Below are 13,984 nucleotides of genomic sequence, written 5' to 3' on the forward strand. Positions count from 1 at the left end.
GCGGGGCGGCGCCCGGGTGCGGATCCTGACGTACGGCGGGATCGTGCAGCCGGAGACGGGATCGCGTTGGAGACGCAGCACTTTCCCGATGCGCCGAACCGGCCGCGGTTTCCCGGTACGGAGCTGCGGCCGGGGGCGGTGTACCGGTCGGAGACGGTCTACGGGTTCGGGGTGCGTGCGTAGTTCACCGTCGCCCTGACGCGGCGGTCCTCGATCGAGCGGCCGGCCTCCACCTCGTACGAACCCTCCACCGGCACCCACGCGTCGGCCGACTCGTCCCAGATCTCGAAGGCCCTGCGCGGGAGTCGGACGACGGCTTCCCGCGTCTCCCCGGGCGCCGCGCTCACCGTCGCGAAGCCCGCCAGCCAGCGGGTCGGGCGGTTGTCGTCGGGAGTCGTGGGAGCCAGGTAGAGCTGGACGGTCTCCCGGCCCTCGCGGGTGCCCGTGTTGCGGACGCGTACCGTCGCCGTCGTGCCGGTGACGTCGAGGGACTCGTAGGTCCAGTCGGTGTAGCCGAGGCCGTGGCCGAAGGGGTACGAGGGTGTCGCGGAGTGCCTGTCCCAGGCGCGGTAGCCGATGAAGACGCCCTCGTCGTAGGGGAGTTCGCCGTCCGTGGGGGTGACCCGGGTGACGGGGGCCTCGGCCAGGGAGCCCCAGGTGGTGGGGAGCCGGCCGCCGGGCTCGTGGGCGCCGGTGAGGACGTCGGCGAGGGCGGCGCCGCCCTCCTGGCCGGGGAACCAGGTGAGGAGGACGGCGGCGACGTCGTCGCGCCACGGGAGTTCCACCGGGGAACCGGCGTTGATGACCACGACGGTGTCGGGGTTGGCGGCGGCCACGGCGCGGACCAGGTCGTCCTGACGGCCGGGGAGGCGCAGGTCCTTGCGGTCGAAGCCCTCGGACTCGACGCGCTCGGTGGTGGCGACCACCACGACGGCGGTGTCGGCGGCGCGCGCGGCCTCGACGGCCTCGGCGATCAGCTCGTCGGGGTCGCGCTGCGGGTCCTGGTGGCACAGGGAGAAGGCGATGGCCTTGAAGAGGGCGTCGGCGGGGAGTTCCGTGACATGGGTGAGGGAGACCTCGACGGGGGTGTCCGCCGTCAGCTCGACCCGGGCTCGGGGGACGGGGGCGCCGAAGAACGTCACGAAGGGGTCGTCCGTGTCGGTGGTCTGCACTCCGTCGAAGAGGGTCGTGCCGTCGACGGTGAGGGTGAAGGCGCCGAGGCCCTTGATGCCGAAGGTGTGCGTGCCGGCCTCGCGCGGGGTGAAGGTGCCGGTCAGCTCGACGGTGTGCAGGGCGGTGGAGGTCCCCCCGCTCGAGCGAGGCCGAGAGTGGGGGAGGGTGACTCCCTCGGGCAGGTCCGCGCCCATCCACTGGAGCTGGCCGCTCGGTACGGAGCCGGTGCCGAGGACCGTCCCGGTGGTGTCGCGGCAGACGGCCCGAAGGGTGAATCCCTTGTCGGCCACGCCGAGTTCCTCGTTGGGGTCCGCGCCCACCGTGTAGGTGAGGGCGCCGTCGGGGAGGGCGGCGGTGAGGCCGTCGAGGGGGGAGACGACACGGGAGGGGAAGACCGTGGCGGAGCCGCCGCCGAGGACGCGGGCGTCGCGGGCCGCCGCGCCGATGAGGGCGACCTGCGCACCCGGCTTCAGGGGCAGGGCCGCCCGGCCGTCCCTCACGTCGTTGCGGACCAGGACGAAGGACCGGCGGGCTATCTCGCGGGCCAGCGCCTCGCCGTCGACGGGGGCGGGCAGTTCGGTGACCACCGGATCGGCGCCCTCCAGGATGCCGACGCGGGCGGCCAGGCGCAGGACCCGGCGGACCGCCTCGTCGACCTCGGACTCCGCGACGTCGCCTGCGCGGACGGCGGCCGCCAGGGGATCGCCGTAGACGGTGACCGGGCCGGGCATGGCGACGTCGAGGCCGCCGGTGAGGGCGTCGGCCGTGGAGCGGGCGGCCATCCAGTCGGAGACGTTGAAGCCGTCGAAGCCCCACTCGCCGCGCAGGACCTCGTTCACGAGGTAGCGGTGCTCGCTCATCGTGGTGCCGTTGACCGTGTTGTAGGCGGTCATGATGCCCCAGGGGTGGGCGTTCGCCACGATCGCCTCGAAGGGGGCCAGGTACAGCTCCCGCAGGGCGCGTTGGGAGACCAGGTTGTTCACCGTGAAGCGGTCGGTCTCGGCGTCGTTGGCGACGAAGTGCTTGACGGTGGTGCCGACCCCGCCGGCCTGCACGCCGGTCACATAGCCCGAGCCGATCTCGCCCGTGAGGTACGGGTCCTCGCTGTACGCCTCGAAGTGGCGGCCGCCGAGCGGGGAGCGGTGCAGGTTGACCGTGGGGGCGAGGAGGACGTGGACGCCCTTGCGGCGGGCCTCCTGAGCCAGCAACACCCCTGCCCGGCGGGCGAGTTCGGGGTCCCAGGTGGCGGCGAGGGCGGTCGGGGACGGCAGGGCCACGGACGGGTCGTCGGCGGTCCAGCGCACTCCTCGCACGCCGATCGGACCGTCGGACATGACGAGGGAGTCGAGTCCGATCTCGGGCAGCGCGGGCAGGGTCCACATGTCCTGGCCGGAGAGCAGGCTCGCCTTGGCGTCGAGGTCGAGCTTGGCGAGGGCCGCCTCGACGGCCGCCTCACGGGCCTCGTCTGCCGGATCGGTGTGTGTGCCCGCCATGGGGTCCTCCTGGGTTCGGATCCGTCGGTCCGTGCGGTTCGTCCGTGAACCACCCCCATCGTGCATCCGTTACCTGTAGAGCGGTAGGTTTCGTTACCTTTACGTTACTTTCAGGCCCGGGGGATGTCGTACGGTGGCGCCATGAACGGCAGGGCCAGGAGTGTGGAGCGGCGAGCGGAGATCGTCCGGGCCGCCCTGGAGGTGATCGCCGAGCGCGGTTACCGGGGGGCGAGCCTGGCGGCCGTCGCCGAGCGGGTCGGGCTCACCCAGCAGGGGCTGCTGCACCACTTCCCGACGAAGGAGGCGCTGCTGGTCGCGGTGCTCCACGAACGCGACCAGTGGGACGCGGTGCCGAACACCGCGTGGCGGCTCGATCTGCTGGCCTCGCTCGTGGAGTACAACGCGATGCGGCCCGCCATCATCCAGACCTTCTCGGCGCTGCTCGGCGAGAGCGTCACGGAGGGGCATCCGGCACGCGAGTACTTCACCGGGCGCTACGACCGGGTGCGCGCCAGCATGGTGGAGGTGCTGCGCGACGAGTACGGCGACCGGCTGCCGAGCGGGCTGACACCCGAGCGCGTGGCGCCGCTGCTGGTGGCCGTGATGGACGGCCTGCAGTACCAGTGGCTGCTGGATCCGGGGTCCGTGGACATGCCGGGGGCCTTCCGGGACTTCCTGACGCTGCTGGGCGAGGACACGGGCTGAGACCGGCCGTTCACCGCGTACGAACGGCCGTTCACCGCGCGAGACCGGCCGTTCACCGCCTACGACCGGCTGTCGCGCCGCGGCCGCATGGCGTACGCCCCTTCCGTCACGCGATACTGCCGCCGTCCGGAGCGACACCCCCACGGCACGACAGCGACGGAAGGACCTCGACTCCCTTGATGTCCCCACTGATATCTCCCCTGACTTCCCGACGGGCACGCGGAGCGACGATCGCCCTGGCGGCCCTGCTCGCCGGCCTCTGCGCCCCCACCTCCGCCGCCTCCGCCTCCGCCTCGGCGGCCCTCACCGTCGAGGAGCAACGGCTCGACCGGGCCGTACCCCAGGAGATCCTGCGGCGGTCCGGATTCGACGCCGTGGCACCGGAGTTCGGGCGGGCCCTGGCCGGCGCGCGGTCGTACGCCCAGGCCGAGCGCATCGTGGAACGGCAGGGTGCGCGGTTGTGGACGCGGGCCGTGGACCGGGCGCAGGGGCGCGGGCCGGCGGGCGGCGATCTGAGCCGGGACGACGACCGGCCGCTGTACTGGGCGCGGTTGGGGATGACGCGGGAAGTGCGCGGCTGGAAGCCGAAGTTCGGGCTGACGGAACCGCAGAGAGCCGTGCTGCTGGGCGCGTTGGAGCGGGCGTCACGCGGCCAGGACTCCATCCGGTACCCCGGAGGTGCCAAGGGGACGAAGCGGATCCTCGTCACCGGCTTCGACCCGTTCACACTGGACCGGGACGTGCGGATCTCCAACCCGTCCGGCGCCACGGCGCTCGCTCTCGACGGCACGGTGATCCGGACCGCCGACGGGCCGGCGCGCATCGAGACCGCCGTCTTCCCGGTCCGCTGGGAGGACTTCGCGGACGGCACGGTCGAGCGGACCCTGCGGGGGTCGTTGCCCCGCGTGGACCTCTTCGCGACCGTCAGCCAGGGCCGGGTGGGCCGTTTCGACATCGAGCGGACCAACGGGGCCTGGCGCGGCGGCTTCGCCGACAACGACAACATCGGCCGCACCGGAACCGTCCCGGTGACCGACCCCGCCACCCAGCCCCAGTGGACGACCACGACCCTGCCGTACGCGGACATCGTCGCCGCGGACACGGGCCGCTTCCCGGTGTACGACAACACGAGCGTGACCGAGATCCCCGCGGGCGGCACGGCCGCGGTCGTACGGCCGGACGGGCCGACGCCGGGCTCGACCGCGCGGGCCGGGGGCGGCGGCGACTACCTCTCCAACGAGATCGCCTACCGGGCGACGCTCCTGCGCGACCGGCTGGGGCTCGGCCCCCGGCTGCCCGGCGGGCATGTGCACACGCCCGTCCTGCAGTTCGGCGCCGGCAACACCGACCCGGCGACCGGGGCGGTGACCGATCCGGAGTTCGTGCGGAACCGGCTGGACATCATCGCCCAGGTGCGATCGATCGTGACGGTCGCGGTGGACGCCGGTGCGGCGGGGTCCGGCGCGAGGGGTTCCGGTACGACGGATCCCGGTACGACGGGGAGTACGCGAGGCTGAGGCCTCCGGCCGGGCGAGGGGGACACGGCGGCCGCGTGGGTCTCGTTCAGGCGCCGACCTCGGGCTTGCGGAACATGCCGTTCTGCTGCGGGACCCGGTTGCGTTCGTCCTCGCCGGTCGTCTCCTCGCCCAGCAGGTCGCGGGCCATGAGGGTGGCGCCCGCGACCGCGCCCGGCATCAGGAAGACGGCGACGAACGGCACCAGGAAGGCGAGGCCCAGCGGGGTGCCGAAGCCCCAGATCATGGTCTTGCGGGAGCGCAGGAGGGTGAGGCGGGCGCGGAGTTCGACGCGGCGGCGCTGGAGGGCGACGGCGGTCAGTTCCTCGGTGAGGAAGAAGCCGGTCACCATGAAGCCGACCACCGGGACGACCGTCTGGCCGACGAACGGGACGAAGCCGAGGCCGAACAGCAGGAGGGCCCACAGCAGCGCCCGTACGACGATACGGAGGCTGTCCCGGCCCGAGATCCACAACTCCCGCCACAGGGGCAGGCCGGACTCCGGGGCGGTGCCGTCCGGGGAGACGTCCCGGTCGACCTTCTCCGAGAGGTTCTCGTAGAACGGCTGGCCGATGAGGAGGGTCATGGCGGTGAAGGTGATGACCGCGAGGGCCAGGGCGAGGGCGAACAGCACGGCGGTGAGCAGGCCGCGGAACAGACCGGCCCAGGGGCTGGACCAGTCGTCCGCGAAGGGGGTAGCCCAGGTGACGAAGTCCGGGCCCCAGACGCCGAGCGCGACCAGGGCGCCGAGGTAGAGGACGAGTGTGATCAGGCCTGGGATCAGGCCGAAGCCGTACTGCTTGCCGTGCCTGGCCACCCAGCGTTGGCCCTGCACGAGGTACTGGAAACCCACCCCGAAATCACGCATGGGGCAAATTTTACCCAGCGGGGTGCGGGGGGTCCGCAGTGGGCGCGAAGGCTCCCTCCGGCTCGAAGGCCAGCTTCGCGAAGCGTTCGCCGATGAGGCGGTGGGTCTCGGCGTCCGGGTGCAGGTCGTCCGGGAGCGGGAGGGTCGCGGCGTCGGACTCGCCGTAGAGGCTGAGGCCGTCGAGCTGGTGGAGGGCGGGGTCCTCGGCCGAGCGCTGGGCGACGATCGCCGCGAGTTCCTCGCGGATGACCCGGAGGGTGAGTTTGCCCGGGGTGAGATCGTCCGGGTCGCCCATGGCGCGGAAGCGGAGCCGCCCTTCGGCGAGGTCGGTGAAGTCGGGGGCGCTGGGGCCGGGGGTGTCCTCGTGGATGGGGCAGAGGATCGGGGAGACGACGAGGAGGGGCGTGGTGGGGTGGCCGTCGCGGATCGTGTCCAGGAAGCCGTGGACGGCGGGGGCGAAGGCGCGCAGCCGCATCACGTCGTGGTTCACGAGGTTGATGCCGATCTTGACGCTGATCAGGTCGGCGGGGGTGTCCCGGATGGCGCGGGCGGTGAAGGGGTCGAGCAGGGCGCTGCCGCCGAGGCCCAGGTTGATGAGGTCGACGCCGGCGAGGGAGGCGGCGCGGGCGGGCCAGATCTCGGTGGGGCCGGCGGCGTCGGAGCCGTGGCTGATGGAGCTGCCGTGGTGCAGCCAGACCCGGCGGCCCCGGTCCGGGTCGGGCTCGACGGGGGCGTCGGTGCGCAGGGCGAGGAGTTCGGTGGTCTCGTTGTGCGGGAGCCAGATCTCGACCGTCTTGGGGCCGGCGGGGAGGCCGGTGAAAGTCACCGTGCCGGGTGGGCCGGAGCGGTGCTCGGACTGCCCGGTGGTCATGTCGAGGGTGACGGTGTTGCCGTCGGGCACGCTCGCGCGGGCGGTCAGCCGGCCGTCGACGAGGAGGTCGTACAGGCCGTCCGGGCGCGGCGGGGCGCCCACGTAGGCGCGCTTGGTGCGCAGGGCGTCCAGTTCGACGGCGGTGGCGCGGGTGCGGAAGACCAGGCGTACGCCGGAGGGCTGGGACTCGACGACGGCCAGCTGCGGATCGGTGCACTGGGCGCGGGCCCGGGCCGGCAGCCGGTGGGGCAGCACACCGCGCTCGGTGCGCTCCAACTCCAGGGCGCCGCGCAGGAGGTCGGCGGTGAGGGGGGTGGTGATCCAGCGGGGGTTCATAGGGTTCTCGGTTTTCGAGGGGTTCACGGGGCGGGTAGGCGTGACCTGACCTGACGATCGTTGACATCCTCCCCCTCTTGAAAAGAGGAGATTCCAACCCGTTTGAGTTGAGGTTCACGGACGCTCGATCCCTTGCGGGGTGTCGTCCCTCCGGCACCGGCTGTTCGCCGGGGGCGGGGGATCCCGCCCTGTCCTGCCGCGACGTTGATACTCGCGTTGGTGTCCGCGTTGCAGGTGAAGCCGCAGGAGGAGCACTCGAACTCGGCTTGGCTCTTGCGCGAGTTCTTGTCGATCCATCCGCAGGCGCTGCACCGCAGACTCGTGTAGGGGGCGGGTACATCCTCGACCCGGCCAGGGGCTTTGTGCTCGGTGCGCTGCCGGAGCAGTCCCCAGCCCCGGGCGAGGGTCGCCCGGTTCAGGCCGGACTTCTGCGCCACGTTCCTGCCGGGCTGTTCCACGGTGCCCTTGGCCGAGCGGGTCATGTTCTTGATGTTCAGCTTCTCGAACCGCACAAGGTCGTAGGTGCGGGCGAGCATGGTCGAGGTCTTCTCGCACCAGTCCTTGCGACGGTCGGCTTCGCGCGCTTTGAGCCGGGCCGCCTTGGCGTACTCGGCCGTCTTCTCGGGGCTGCCCTGCTTCGCGCGTGCGGCGCGGCGCTGGTGCTTGCGGATCTGTGCCCGTTCGCGGGTGGTGAGCTGGGGGCAGCTGAGGGTGCGCCCGTCGGACAGTGCTGCGGTGACGGTGACGCCCCGGTCGATGCCGATGGCCTCACCTGTACCGGGCGCGTCGATCGGGTCGGGGACGACCGCGAAGGCGATGTGCCACTGCCCGTTCTTGAGGGTGACGCGGAACGTCTTCGCGGACGGGAGTCGGGCGCCTTTGCCCTTGGCGCTGAGACGGAAGCGGACCCAGCCGCAGCCGGGCATCTTCACCTGCGCCCACCTACGGTTCAGCTTCTGCACCACGACCGAGCGGCCCAGGACCTGCCTGCCGGTCTTCGCGTTGAGCTTCACGGTGCCGTCGTCGTTGAACTCCGGAACGCGGTCGTCGCCGATGACGCGGAAGCCCTGGTGCCGGAACTTCTTGCGCCAGGTCGGCTCACCGAACCCCGAGGTGAAGCGGGCGCTCTTGGCCTTGGCGAAGTCCTTGAGGGCCTGGGCCTGGACGGTCTGGTTTCCGGCGCGGAGCCACTGGGACGCGGCGCGGGCTTCGGTGAGCTGGCGGCACTGCTCGGCGAACGACGGGGCCGCCTTGCGGCCCTTGCGCCAGTGTGAGTGCTGTTCGACGGCGAGGTTCCAGACGTACCGGGCGTGCGCGCAGTGCAAGAGCATCTGCTCTTCCTGCGCGGGCGTCGGGTACATCCGGAAACGGCTCATGCACCCATTATGGGTGCACATTGGGTGCATATCAAACCCGTTCCGGGTCTACTCTGGGTGCATGGTGAACTTCAATCTCCGCCTTCCCGACGACCTGCACGCAGCCGTCAAGGCTGCCGCCGAGCGTGACGGACGCTCCGCCCATGGACAGATGCTGTGGTACCTGCGCCAGGCGGTCGAGTCCTCCGATACGCCGGATCGCCCCGGAGGCGACCCGGCTGCTCCTGCCCCGCTACGCGGGGACGGGCATTCACCCCGGCCCTGAAGGACCGGGCACCCTACCCGGCGAGACTGCTGGTGGAGCCGACTCGCGGATCAATCGGGCGGCGGAACGGGCCAGTTGCGCAGCAGGGCGTCGAGGGCGTCGAGGATGCGGTCCCAACTCTCCTGCGAGTCCGGGGCGCTGTGGCTGAAGCCGCCGGCCGACTCCAGGCTGACGTACCCGTGGAAGACGCTGCCGAGGAGCCGGACGGCGTGGGTCTGGTCCGGTTCGGTGAGGTCGTAGCCGCGCAGGATCGCCCGCGTCATCTGCGCGTGCCTGCCGCCCGCACCGGCCGCGGCGGCCTCCGGGTCCAGTCTCAGCTGGGCCGCCGCGTAGCGGCCGGGGTGTGCGCGGGCGTAGTCACGGTACACGTTCCCCAGCGCCGCCAGCGCGTCCTTCCCGGCCCGCCCGGCGAGCGCGGTGGCACCCTGGTCGGCCATCTCCGCCAGGGCGAGCAGGGCGATCCGGGTCCTGAGGTCCTGGGAGTTGCGCACATGCGAGTACAGGCTGGCGACCTTCACGTCGAACCGCCGGGCGAGTTCGGAGACAGTCACCTCCCCGAAGCCGATCTCATCGGCCAACTCCGCCCCCACCTGGGCGAGCCGCTCCGGGGTGAGCCCTGCGCGTGCCATGACCGTCCTTCGTTCCATCGTTCGGCGACGAGATCTACTTGACGAGTATGCAATTGCCTAAAAGTTTTAGGCAAGAGGCATCCATCTTTAGGCAAGAGCGCTCAGGCACCGGAGAAGCTCCTCCTCGGGGTAAGGAGTGCGCCGGGTCTCGTCCTCGAAACGCCGGAAGAAGTCCGCCGTCACCCTGGCGAGCGGGGCATAGCGGGTGATCACCGCCGCAGCCGCGTCCGGGATGCCGGTGGGACGCTCCCCCTGGGCATACGCGCGGATCCGAACCTCCCGTTCCTCACGATCGTGGTCGTAGAGGTCTTTGAGCAGCCAGTTCACCAGGTGGCTCAGGGTGTAGCAGCGGTCGTAGCCGCGATGGCGGTCGAGAAAGGCACACTCCTGCGGGGCGAGGTCGAAGCGGGAGGAGAGCGCGAGGCCGTAGTCGGTGAAGTAGAGGCGATGGCCGTCGGTCAGGATGTTCTGGAAGTGGGCGTCGAAGTGGAGCAGGCCGCGGCTGTTCATGAACGCGATACCGGCGGCCAGTTCGCGTTCCACCAGGGCGCAGGCGCGGTCGACGACTCCCGCGTCGGCCTTGGTCTGTTCGGCCAGCCAGTCGTGGAGGGTGCGCGGGATGTACTCCAGGAACAGTGTGACGCTCGCCGAGGACTTGCCGCGCGCCTCGATGCGCTCGCGCACGCCCGGGCCGCCGCCCCAGTGGGCGACGGCCCGTTCGATGTCGGCCAGTTCCCCGGGCAGAGGCGGGGAGTCCGGCAGCACCCGCCAGTGGTGCATGAGCGGGAAGCCGTCGTACTCCCCCGCGAGCGCCCAGTTCGTCGTCATCGTGTGAACGGCGAGTTCCCGCCAGGCGCCGAAGCCGGGGCTGCCGACGGCACCGACGCCGTACTGGCAGAAGGACGGGAGGCCGAAGAGGTTCGCCGTGGAGTGGACGTGCTCCGGTCGTCGCTCAAGGTCCGTGAGGGGCACCCGTTTCACGAAGACCGGTGTTCCGTCGACGTCCAGCAGTGCCGACGTGCCGCCGATGCCGGAGCCGAACGGGGTGGCGGTGTCGAGGAGTCGGCTGAGGGACCGATCACTGTGCAGGGCGAGGGTGGTCGAGGCCGCGTGGTGGGCGGTCAGACGCGCGCCGCGTGACATGCCGGGAGAGTTCATCCCCGATGCGTAGCACCTCACCGGGTTCCGTGGCCGGAGAAGCGTGATCGGGGCGGTCGTGCCGCCTGCGCCCGCTTGTCGGCCGGGAGTCGAACAGGTAGACCACCTACGGCCTCCGGGCACTCGCGCCGCCCGAAGGGGAACTCCCGCGGGTGGCACCGGCGTTGCTGACCGTGTGGGTACAGCCGGAGTCGAGGAACTGGAGCGCGCATGACCGAGGGGACCCGGACCGCTGTCGTGCACGGCGGTGTCGCCGACGGCTTCGAGGCGGTGCGTGAGGAGTTCGCCGTGTTCGTCGCCGGTGAACGGGCCGACTACGAGGGGCAGTTGGTCGCCTATGTACACGGGAGACGGGTCGTGGACCTGTGGGCGGGTCCCGAGGCGGAGGTGGAGAGGGGCGGCGACACGCTGCACGGCGTGTTCTCCTCCACCAAGGGCGCCGCGCATCTCGTCGTCGCGCTGCTCGTCCAGGACGGCGTGCTGGAGCTGGACCGCGAAGTCGCCCACTACTGGCCGGAGTTCGCGGCCGAGGGCAAGGGCGCGCTGACCCTGCGGGAGCTGCTGGCACACCGTGCGGGGCTCCTCGGCACCGACGCCGGGTTCACCCTGGAGGAGCTGGCGGACGACCGTCTCGTCGCCGAACGCCTGGCCGTCCAGCGCCCGTTCTGGCGCCCCGGCGCGGCCTTCGGCTACCACGCGCTCGTCATAGGCGCGCTCACGGGAGAGGTCGTACGGCGGGCGACGGGCCGCACATTGCAGGAGGTGTACGAGGAGCGGGTGCGCGCCCCGTACGGGCTCGACTTCTTCCTGGGGCTGCCCGAGGAGCACGAGCACCGTTTCCGCAGCGTGCTGCCGATGACGCCGACGCCCGCGCAGCAGGCCGAGCGGGACGCAGTGCCGAGCGGGCCGCACACGCTGGCGTCGATAGCGTTCAACTCCCAGGTGCCGGAGCCGGGAGAGCTGACGGACTTCCCCAACGCCCGTGTCGTGCGCGCGAAGGGGCAGTCGTCGGCGGGCGGTGTCGCCTCGGCGCGCGGGCTCGCCGGGATGTACGCGGCGGCCATCAGCACGGTGGACGGCCGGCCGCCGCTGCTGAAGCCGGACACCGTCGGCGAGTTCGGCCAGATCCACTCCGTCGGCCACGACCTGGTGGCCCGCGCCCCCAAGGCGTTCTGCCTCGGTTTCCAGGCGACCGCCGAGAACCTCTACCCGTTCCTCGGTGCCGGCACCTTCGGCCACAGCGGCGCCGGCGGCTCCCAGGCCTTCGCCGACCCCCGCAGCGGCCTCGCCTACGGCTACACCCGCCGCCGGATGGCCTTCCCCGGCGGGGCGGCGCCGGAGAACACGGGATTCGTCCGGGCCGTGCACACGGCGGCGCTGGCGTCGGCGCCCTGAGACACCCGCGCACCACGGAGTCCACACACGACGGAGTCCGCACCCCACGTCCAGGGGTGCGGACTCCGTCATGTGCAACGAACGTGAGCGGGCGTCCGTCACGGGGTGGGGATCAGAGCTTGACGATCATCTTGCCGGTGTTGTCGCCGCGCAGGACGCCGAGGAAGGCCTCCAGGTTGTTCTCGATGCCCTCGACGACGGTCTCGCGGTACTTGAGGGCGCCGGAGGCGACCCAGGGGCCGACCTCCTGGACGAACTGGGACTGGAAGTCGTAGTGGTCGCCGACGAGGACGCCCTCGACGCGGAGGCGGTTCTGCAGGATCTTGACCATGTTGCGCGGACCGGGGGTCACCTCGGTCGAGTTGTACTGGGAGATCATGCCGCAGATCACGGCCCGGCCCCGCAGGTTGAGCGCGCCGATCGCGGCCTCCAGGTGCTCGCCGCCCACGTTGTCGAAGTAGACGTCGATGCCGTCGGGGGCCGCCTCCTTGAGCTGCTCCCACACGGGGCCGTTCTTGTAGTTGAAGGCGGCGTCGAAGCCGTACTCCTCCACCAGCAGCTTGACCTTCTCGTCGGAGCCGGCGGAGCCGATGACCCGCGAGGCGCCCTTCAGCTTGGCGATCTGGCCGACCTGGCTGCCGACGGCACCGGCGGCGCCGGAGACGAACACGGCGTCGCCCTCCTTGAAGGCGCCGACCCGCAGCAGGCCCGCGTAGGCGGTGAGGCCGGTCATGCCGAGGACGCCGAGGTAGGTGGAGAGCGGCGCGGCGTCCGGGTCGACCTTCACGGCCTGCTTGGCGTCGAAGGTGGCGTACTCGCGCCAGCCGCCGAAGTGCAGCACGTGGTCGCCGACGGCGATGCCGTCCGCCGCCGAGGCGACGACCTCGCCGACCGCACCGCCCTGCATGACCTTGCCCAGCTCGAACGGGGCGACGTACGACTTCGCGTCGCTCATGCGGCCACGCATGTACGGGTCCACGGAGAGGTACTTGTTCCGTACGAGGACCTCACCCGCGCCGGGCTGCCGGATCTCCGCCTCGACCAGGGCGAAGTCCTCGTCCTTGGGCCAGCCGACGGGGCGGCTCAGCAGGTGCCATTCGCGGCTGGTGGCGGGGAGGGCGGGGGTGTCGGCCATGGGGGTGTGCCTTCCTGCGGGTGCGTGGTGCGAGCGGTGGTGCATACCGCACGGTTACTTCAGTGCCTGAAACAACCATGCGCTTTAATATTTCATGTTGTCAAGTAAAGAGGTAGCCTCGACCCCATGCCCACGCAGAAGACGACCCCCCGCATCGACCCCTTGACCATGGAGGTCGTCGAACTCATCGGGACGGTGGTGGCCCGCTACCACGAGGAGTACGAGGACGCCGCCGCCGAACACACGCTCACCGGCGCCCAGGCCCGCCTCCTCGGCCTCCTCTCCCTGGAACCGCTGCCCATGCGCCGCCTCGCCCAGAAACTCCGCTGCGAACCGTCGAACGTGACCGGCATCGTGGACCGGCTGGAGGCCCGGGGCCTGGTGGAGCGCCGCCCCGACCCCGGCGACCGCCGCGTGAAGCTGGCGGCGGCCACGGCCGAGGGGCGCCGGGTGGCCGGCAGCCTGCGGGACTCCCTGGACTTCGCCCGGGAGCCGCTGGCGGGACTCAGCTCGGGCGAGCGGGAGGTGCTGCGGGATCTGCTGCGGCGGATGGTGGGGGGCGTCCAGGGATAGCATGTAATGCATGCCAAACCCTGATGACCCTTACGAAGTGAGCGTCGGCGTGCCCTCCGTCGAGGTCTACCGCCGACTGCGCACCGATGCCGGCCTGTCGGACAAGGCCCCCGAGGCGGTCGCGCTCGCGCTGCCGCACACCTGGCACGGGGTGCTGCTCCGCCACGCGGGGCAGCCCATCGGCATGGGGCGGGTCATCGGGGACGGCGGTACGGCGTTCCAGATCGTCGACATCTGCGTGCACCCCGCCCACCAGGGCCGCGGCCTCGGCAGGCGCATCATGGCCGCGCTCACCGAGGAGCTGGAGCGCCGGGCGCCCGCCACGGCGTACGTCTCCCTCATCGCGGACGGCCCCGCCCGCTTCCTCTACGAGAAGTTCGGCTTCGCCGACACCGCCACGCACGGTTCGATAGGCATGTACCGGGTGATGAGGGCCGTCGCCGGGTCCGCGGACCGGGAGAAATGAGAGAGGGGACGCACGCCCTTTCCGGGC

At 71.5% G+C, this 13,984-nt stretch carries 13 protein-coding genes and 1 pseudogene; 7 read left to right on the forward strand and 7 right to left on the reverse strand.

Annotated elements, in window-relative coordinates:
- Positions 1 to 51: 51 nt before the first annotated feature.
- Positions 52 to 183, forward strand: a pseudogene (locus H4687_RS14715) (aldose epimerase family protein); the annotation flags it as partial.
- Here the strand turns inward: H4687_RS14715 and H4687_RS14720 are convergent.
- Positions 159 to 2,666: a glycoside hydrolase family 3 protein gene (locus H4687_RS14720; RefSeq protein ID WP_046916938.1), complete on the reverse strand. Its 2,508-nt coding sequence runs from the start codon at positions 2,664 to 2,666 to the stop codon at positions 159 to 161. The pseudogene H4687_RS14715 and the gene H4687_RS14720 overlap by 25 nt on opposite strands.
- Positions 2,667 to 2,789: 123 nt before the next feature.
- Between H4687_RS14720 and H4687_RS14725 the strand changes: the two genes are divergently transcribed.
- Positions 2,790 to 3,371 carry a TetR/AcrR family transcriptional regulator gene (locus tag H4687_RS14725; RefSeq protein ID WP_046916937.1) on the forward strand — a complete coding sequence of 194 codons (582 nt, stop codon included), beginning with the start codon at positions 2,790 to 2,792 and terminating at the stop codon, positions 3,369 to 3,371.
- Positions 3,372 to 3,550: 179 nt separating this feature from the next.
- On the forward strand, positions 3,551 to 4,888 hold the full coding sequence (locus tag H4687_RS14730) for a pyroglutamyl peptidase (RefSeq protein ID WP_046916936.1): 1,338 nt from the start codon (positions 3,551 to 3,553) through the stop codon (positions 4,886 to 4,888).
- A 46-nt stretch (positions 4,889 to 4,934) separates the two neighbouring features.
- Here the strand turns inward: H4687_RS14730 and H4687_RS14735 are convergent, their stop codons facing one another.
- Genes H4687_RS14735 through H4687_RS14745 form a run of 3 tightly spaced genes read right to left on the reverse strand, consistent with a single transcriptional unit; the run spans position 4,935 to position 8,336 of the window.
- Positions 4,935 to 5,753: an EI24 domain-containing protein gene (locus tag H4687_RS14735; RefSeq protein WP_050398270.1), complete on the reverse strand. Its 819-nt coding sequence runs from the start codon at positions 5,751 to 5,753 to the stop codon at positions 4,935 to 4,937.
- A gap of 10 nt (positions 5,754 to 5,763) precedes the next feature.
- Entirely contained in the window at positions 5,764 to 6,960 is a 1,197-nt protein-coding gene (locus H4687_RS14740; RefSeq protein WP_097250283.1) for a GDSL-type esterase/lipase family protein, read from the reverse strand.
- A gap of 23 nt (positions 6,961 to 6,983) precedes the next feature.
- Complete coding sequence (locus H4687_RS14745) at positions 6,984 to 8,336, reverse strand: RNA-guided endonuclease InsQ/TnpB family protein (RefSeq protein WP_225966696.1); 1,353 nt, start codon at positions 8,334 to 8,336, stop codon at positions 6,984 to 6,986.
- Here H4687_RS14745 and H4687_RS14750 point away from each other — a divergent pair.
- Positions 8,335 to 8,601 carry a toxin-antitoxin system HicB family antitoxin gene (locus H4687_RS14750; RefSeq protein WP_107082318.1) on the forward strand — a complete coding sequence of 89 codons (267 nt, stop codon included), beginning with the start codon at positions 8,335 to 8,337 and terminating at the stop codon, positions 8,599 to 8,601. The genes H4687_RS14745 and H4687_RS14750 overlap by 2 nt on opposite strands.
- A gap of 50 nt (positions 8,602 to 8,651) precedes the next feature.
- Here the strand turns inward: H4687_RS14750 and H4687_RS14755 are convergent, their stop codons facing one another.
- Both H4687_RS14755 and H4687_RS14760 read right to left on the reverse strand, forming a co-directional pair.
- Positions 8,652 to 9,230 carry a TetR/AcrR family transcriptional regulator gene (locus H4687_RS14755; RefSeq protein WP_046914104.1) on the reverse strand — a complete coding sequence of 193 codons (579 nt, stop codon included), beginning with the start codon at positions 9,228 to 9,230 and terminating at the stop codon, positions 8,652 to 8,654.
- Positions 9,231 to 9,317: 87 nt separating this feature from the next.
- Positions 9,318 to 10,373 carry a protein kinase family protein gene (locus tag H4687_RS14760; RefSeq protein ID WP_225966697.1) on the reverse strand — a complete coding sequence of 352 codons (1,056 nt, stop codon included), beginning with the start codon at positions 10,371 to 10,373 and terminating at the stop codon, positions 9,318 to 9,320.
- Positions 10,374 to 10,598: 225 nt separating this feature from the next.
- Between H4687_RS14760 and H4687_RS14765 the strand changes: the two genes are divergently transcribed.
- A complete protein-coding gene (locus tag H4687_RS14765) occupies positions 10,599 to 11,783 on the forward strand; it encodes a serine hydrolase domain-containing protein (protein ID WP_046914102.1) in 1,185 nt (394 codons plus the stop codon).
- A gap of 112 nt (positions 11,784 to 11,895) precedes the next feature.
- Here H4687_RS14765 and H4687_RS14770 read toward each other — a convergent pair whose 3' ends face one another.
- Positions 11,896 to 12,918, reverse strand: coding sequence for an NADP-dependent oxidoreductase (locus tag H4687_RS14770; RefSeq protein ID WP_046914101.1), 1,023 nt, complete (start codon positions 12,916 to 12,918; stop codon positions 11,896 to 11,898).
- A gap of 126 nt (positions 12,919 to 13,044) precedes the next feature.
- Between H4687_RS14770 and H4687_RS14775 the strand changes: the two genes are divergently transcribed.
- Entirely contained in the window at positions 13,045 to 13,491 is a 447-nt protein-coding gene (locus H4687_RS14775; protein WP_046914100.1) for a MarR family winged helix-turn-helix transcriptional regulator, read from the forward strand.
- Between the two features lie 10 nt (positions 13,492 to 13,501).
- The gene (locus H4687_RS14780; RefSeq protein ID WP_046914099.1) at positions 13,502 to 13,957 is read left to right on the forward strand and encodes a GNAT family N-acetyltransferase; all 456 of its coding nucleotides are present in this window, start codon (positions 13,502 to 13,504) and stop codon (positions 13,955 to 13,957) included.
- The last annotated feature ends 27 nt before the right edge of the window (positions 13,958 to 13,984 follow it).

Source organism: Streptomyces stelliscabiei, assembly GCF_014873495.1.
Lineage (GTDB): Bacteria > Actinomycetota > Actinomycetes > Streptomycetales > Streptomycetaceae > Streptomyces > Streptomyces bottropensis.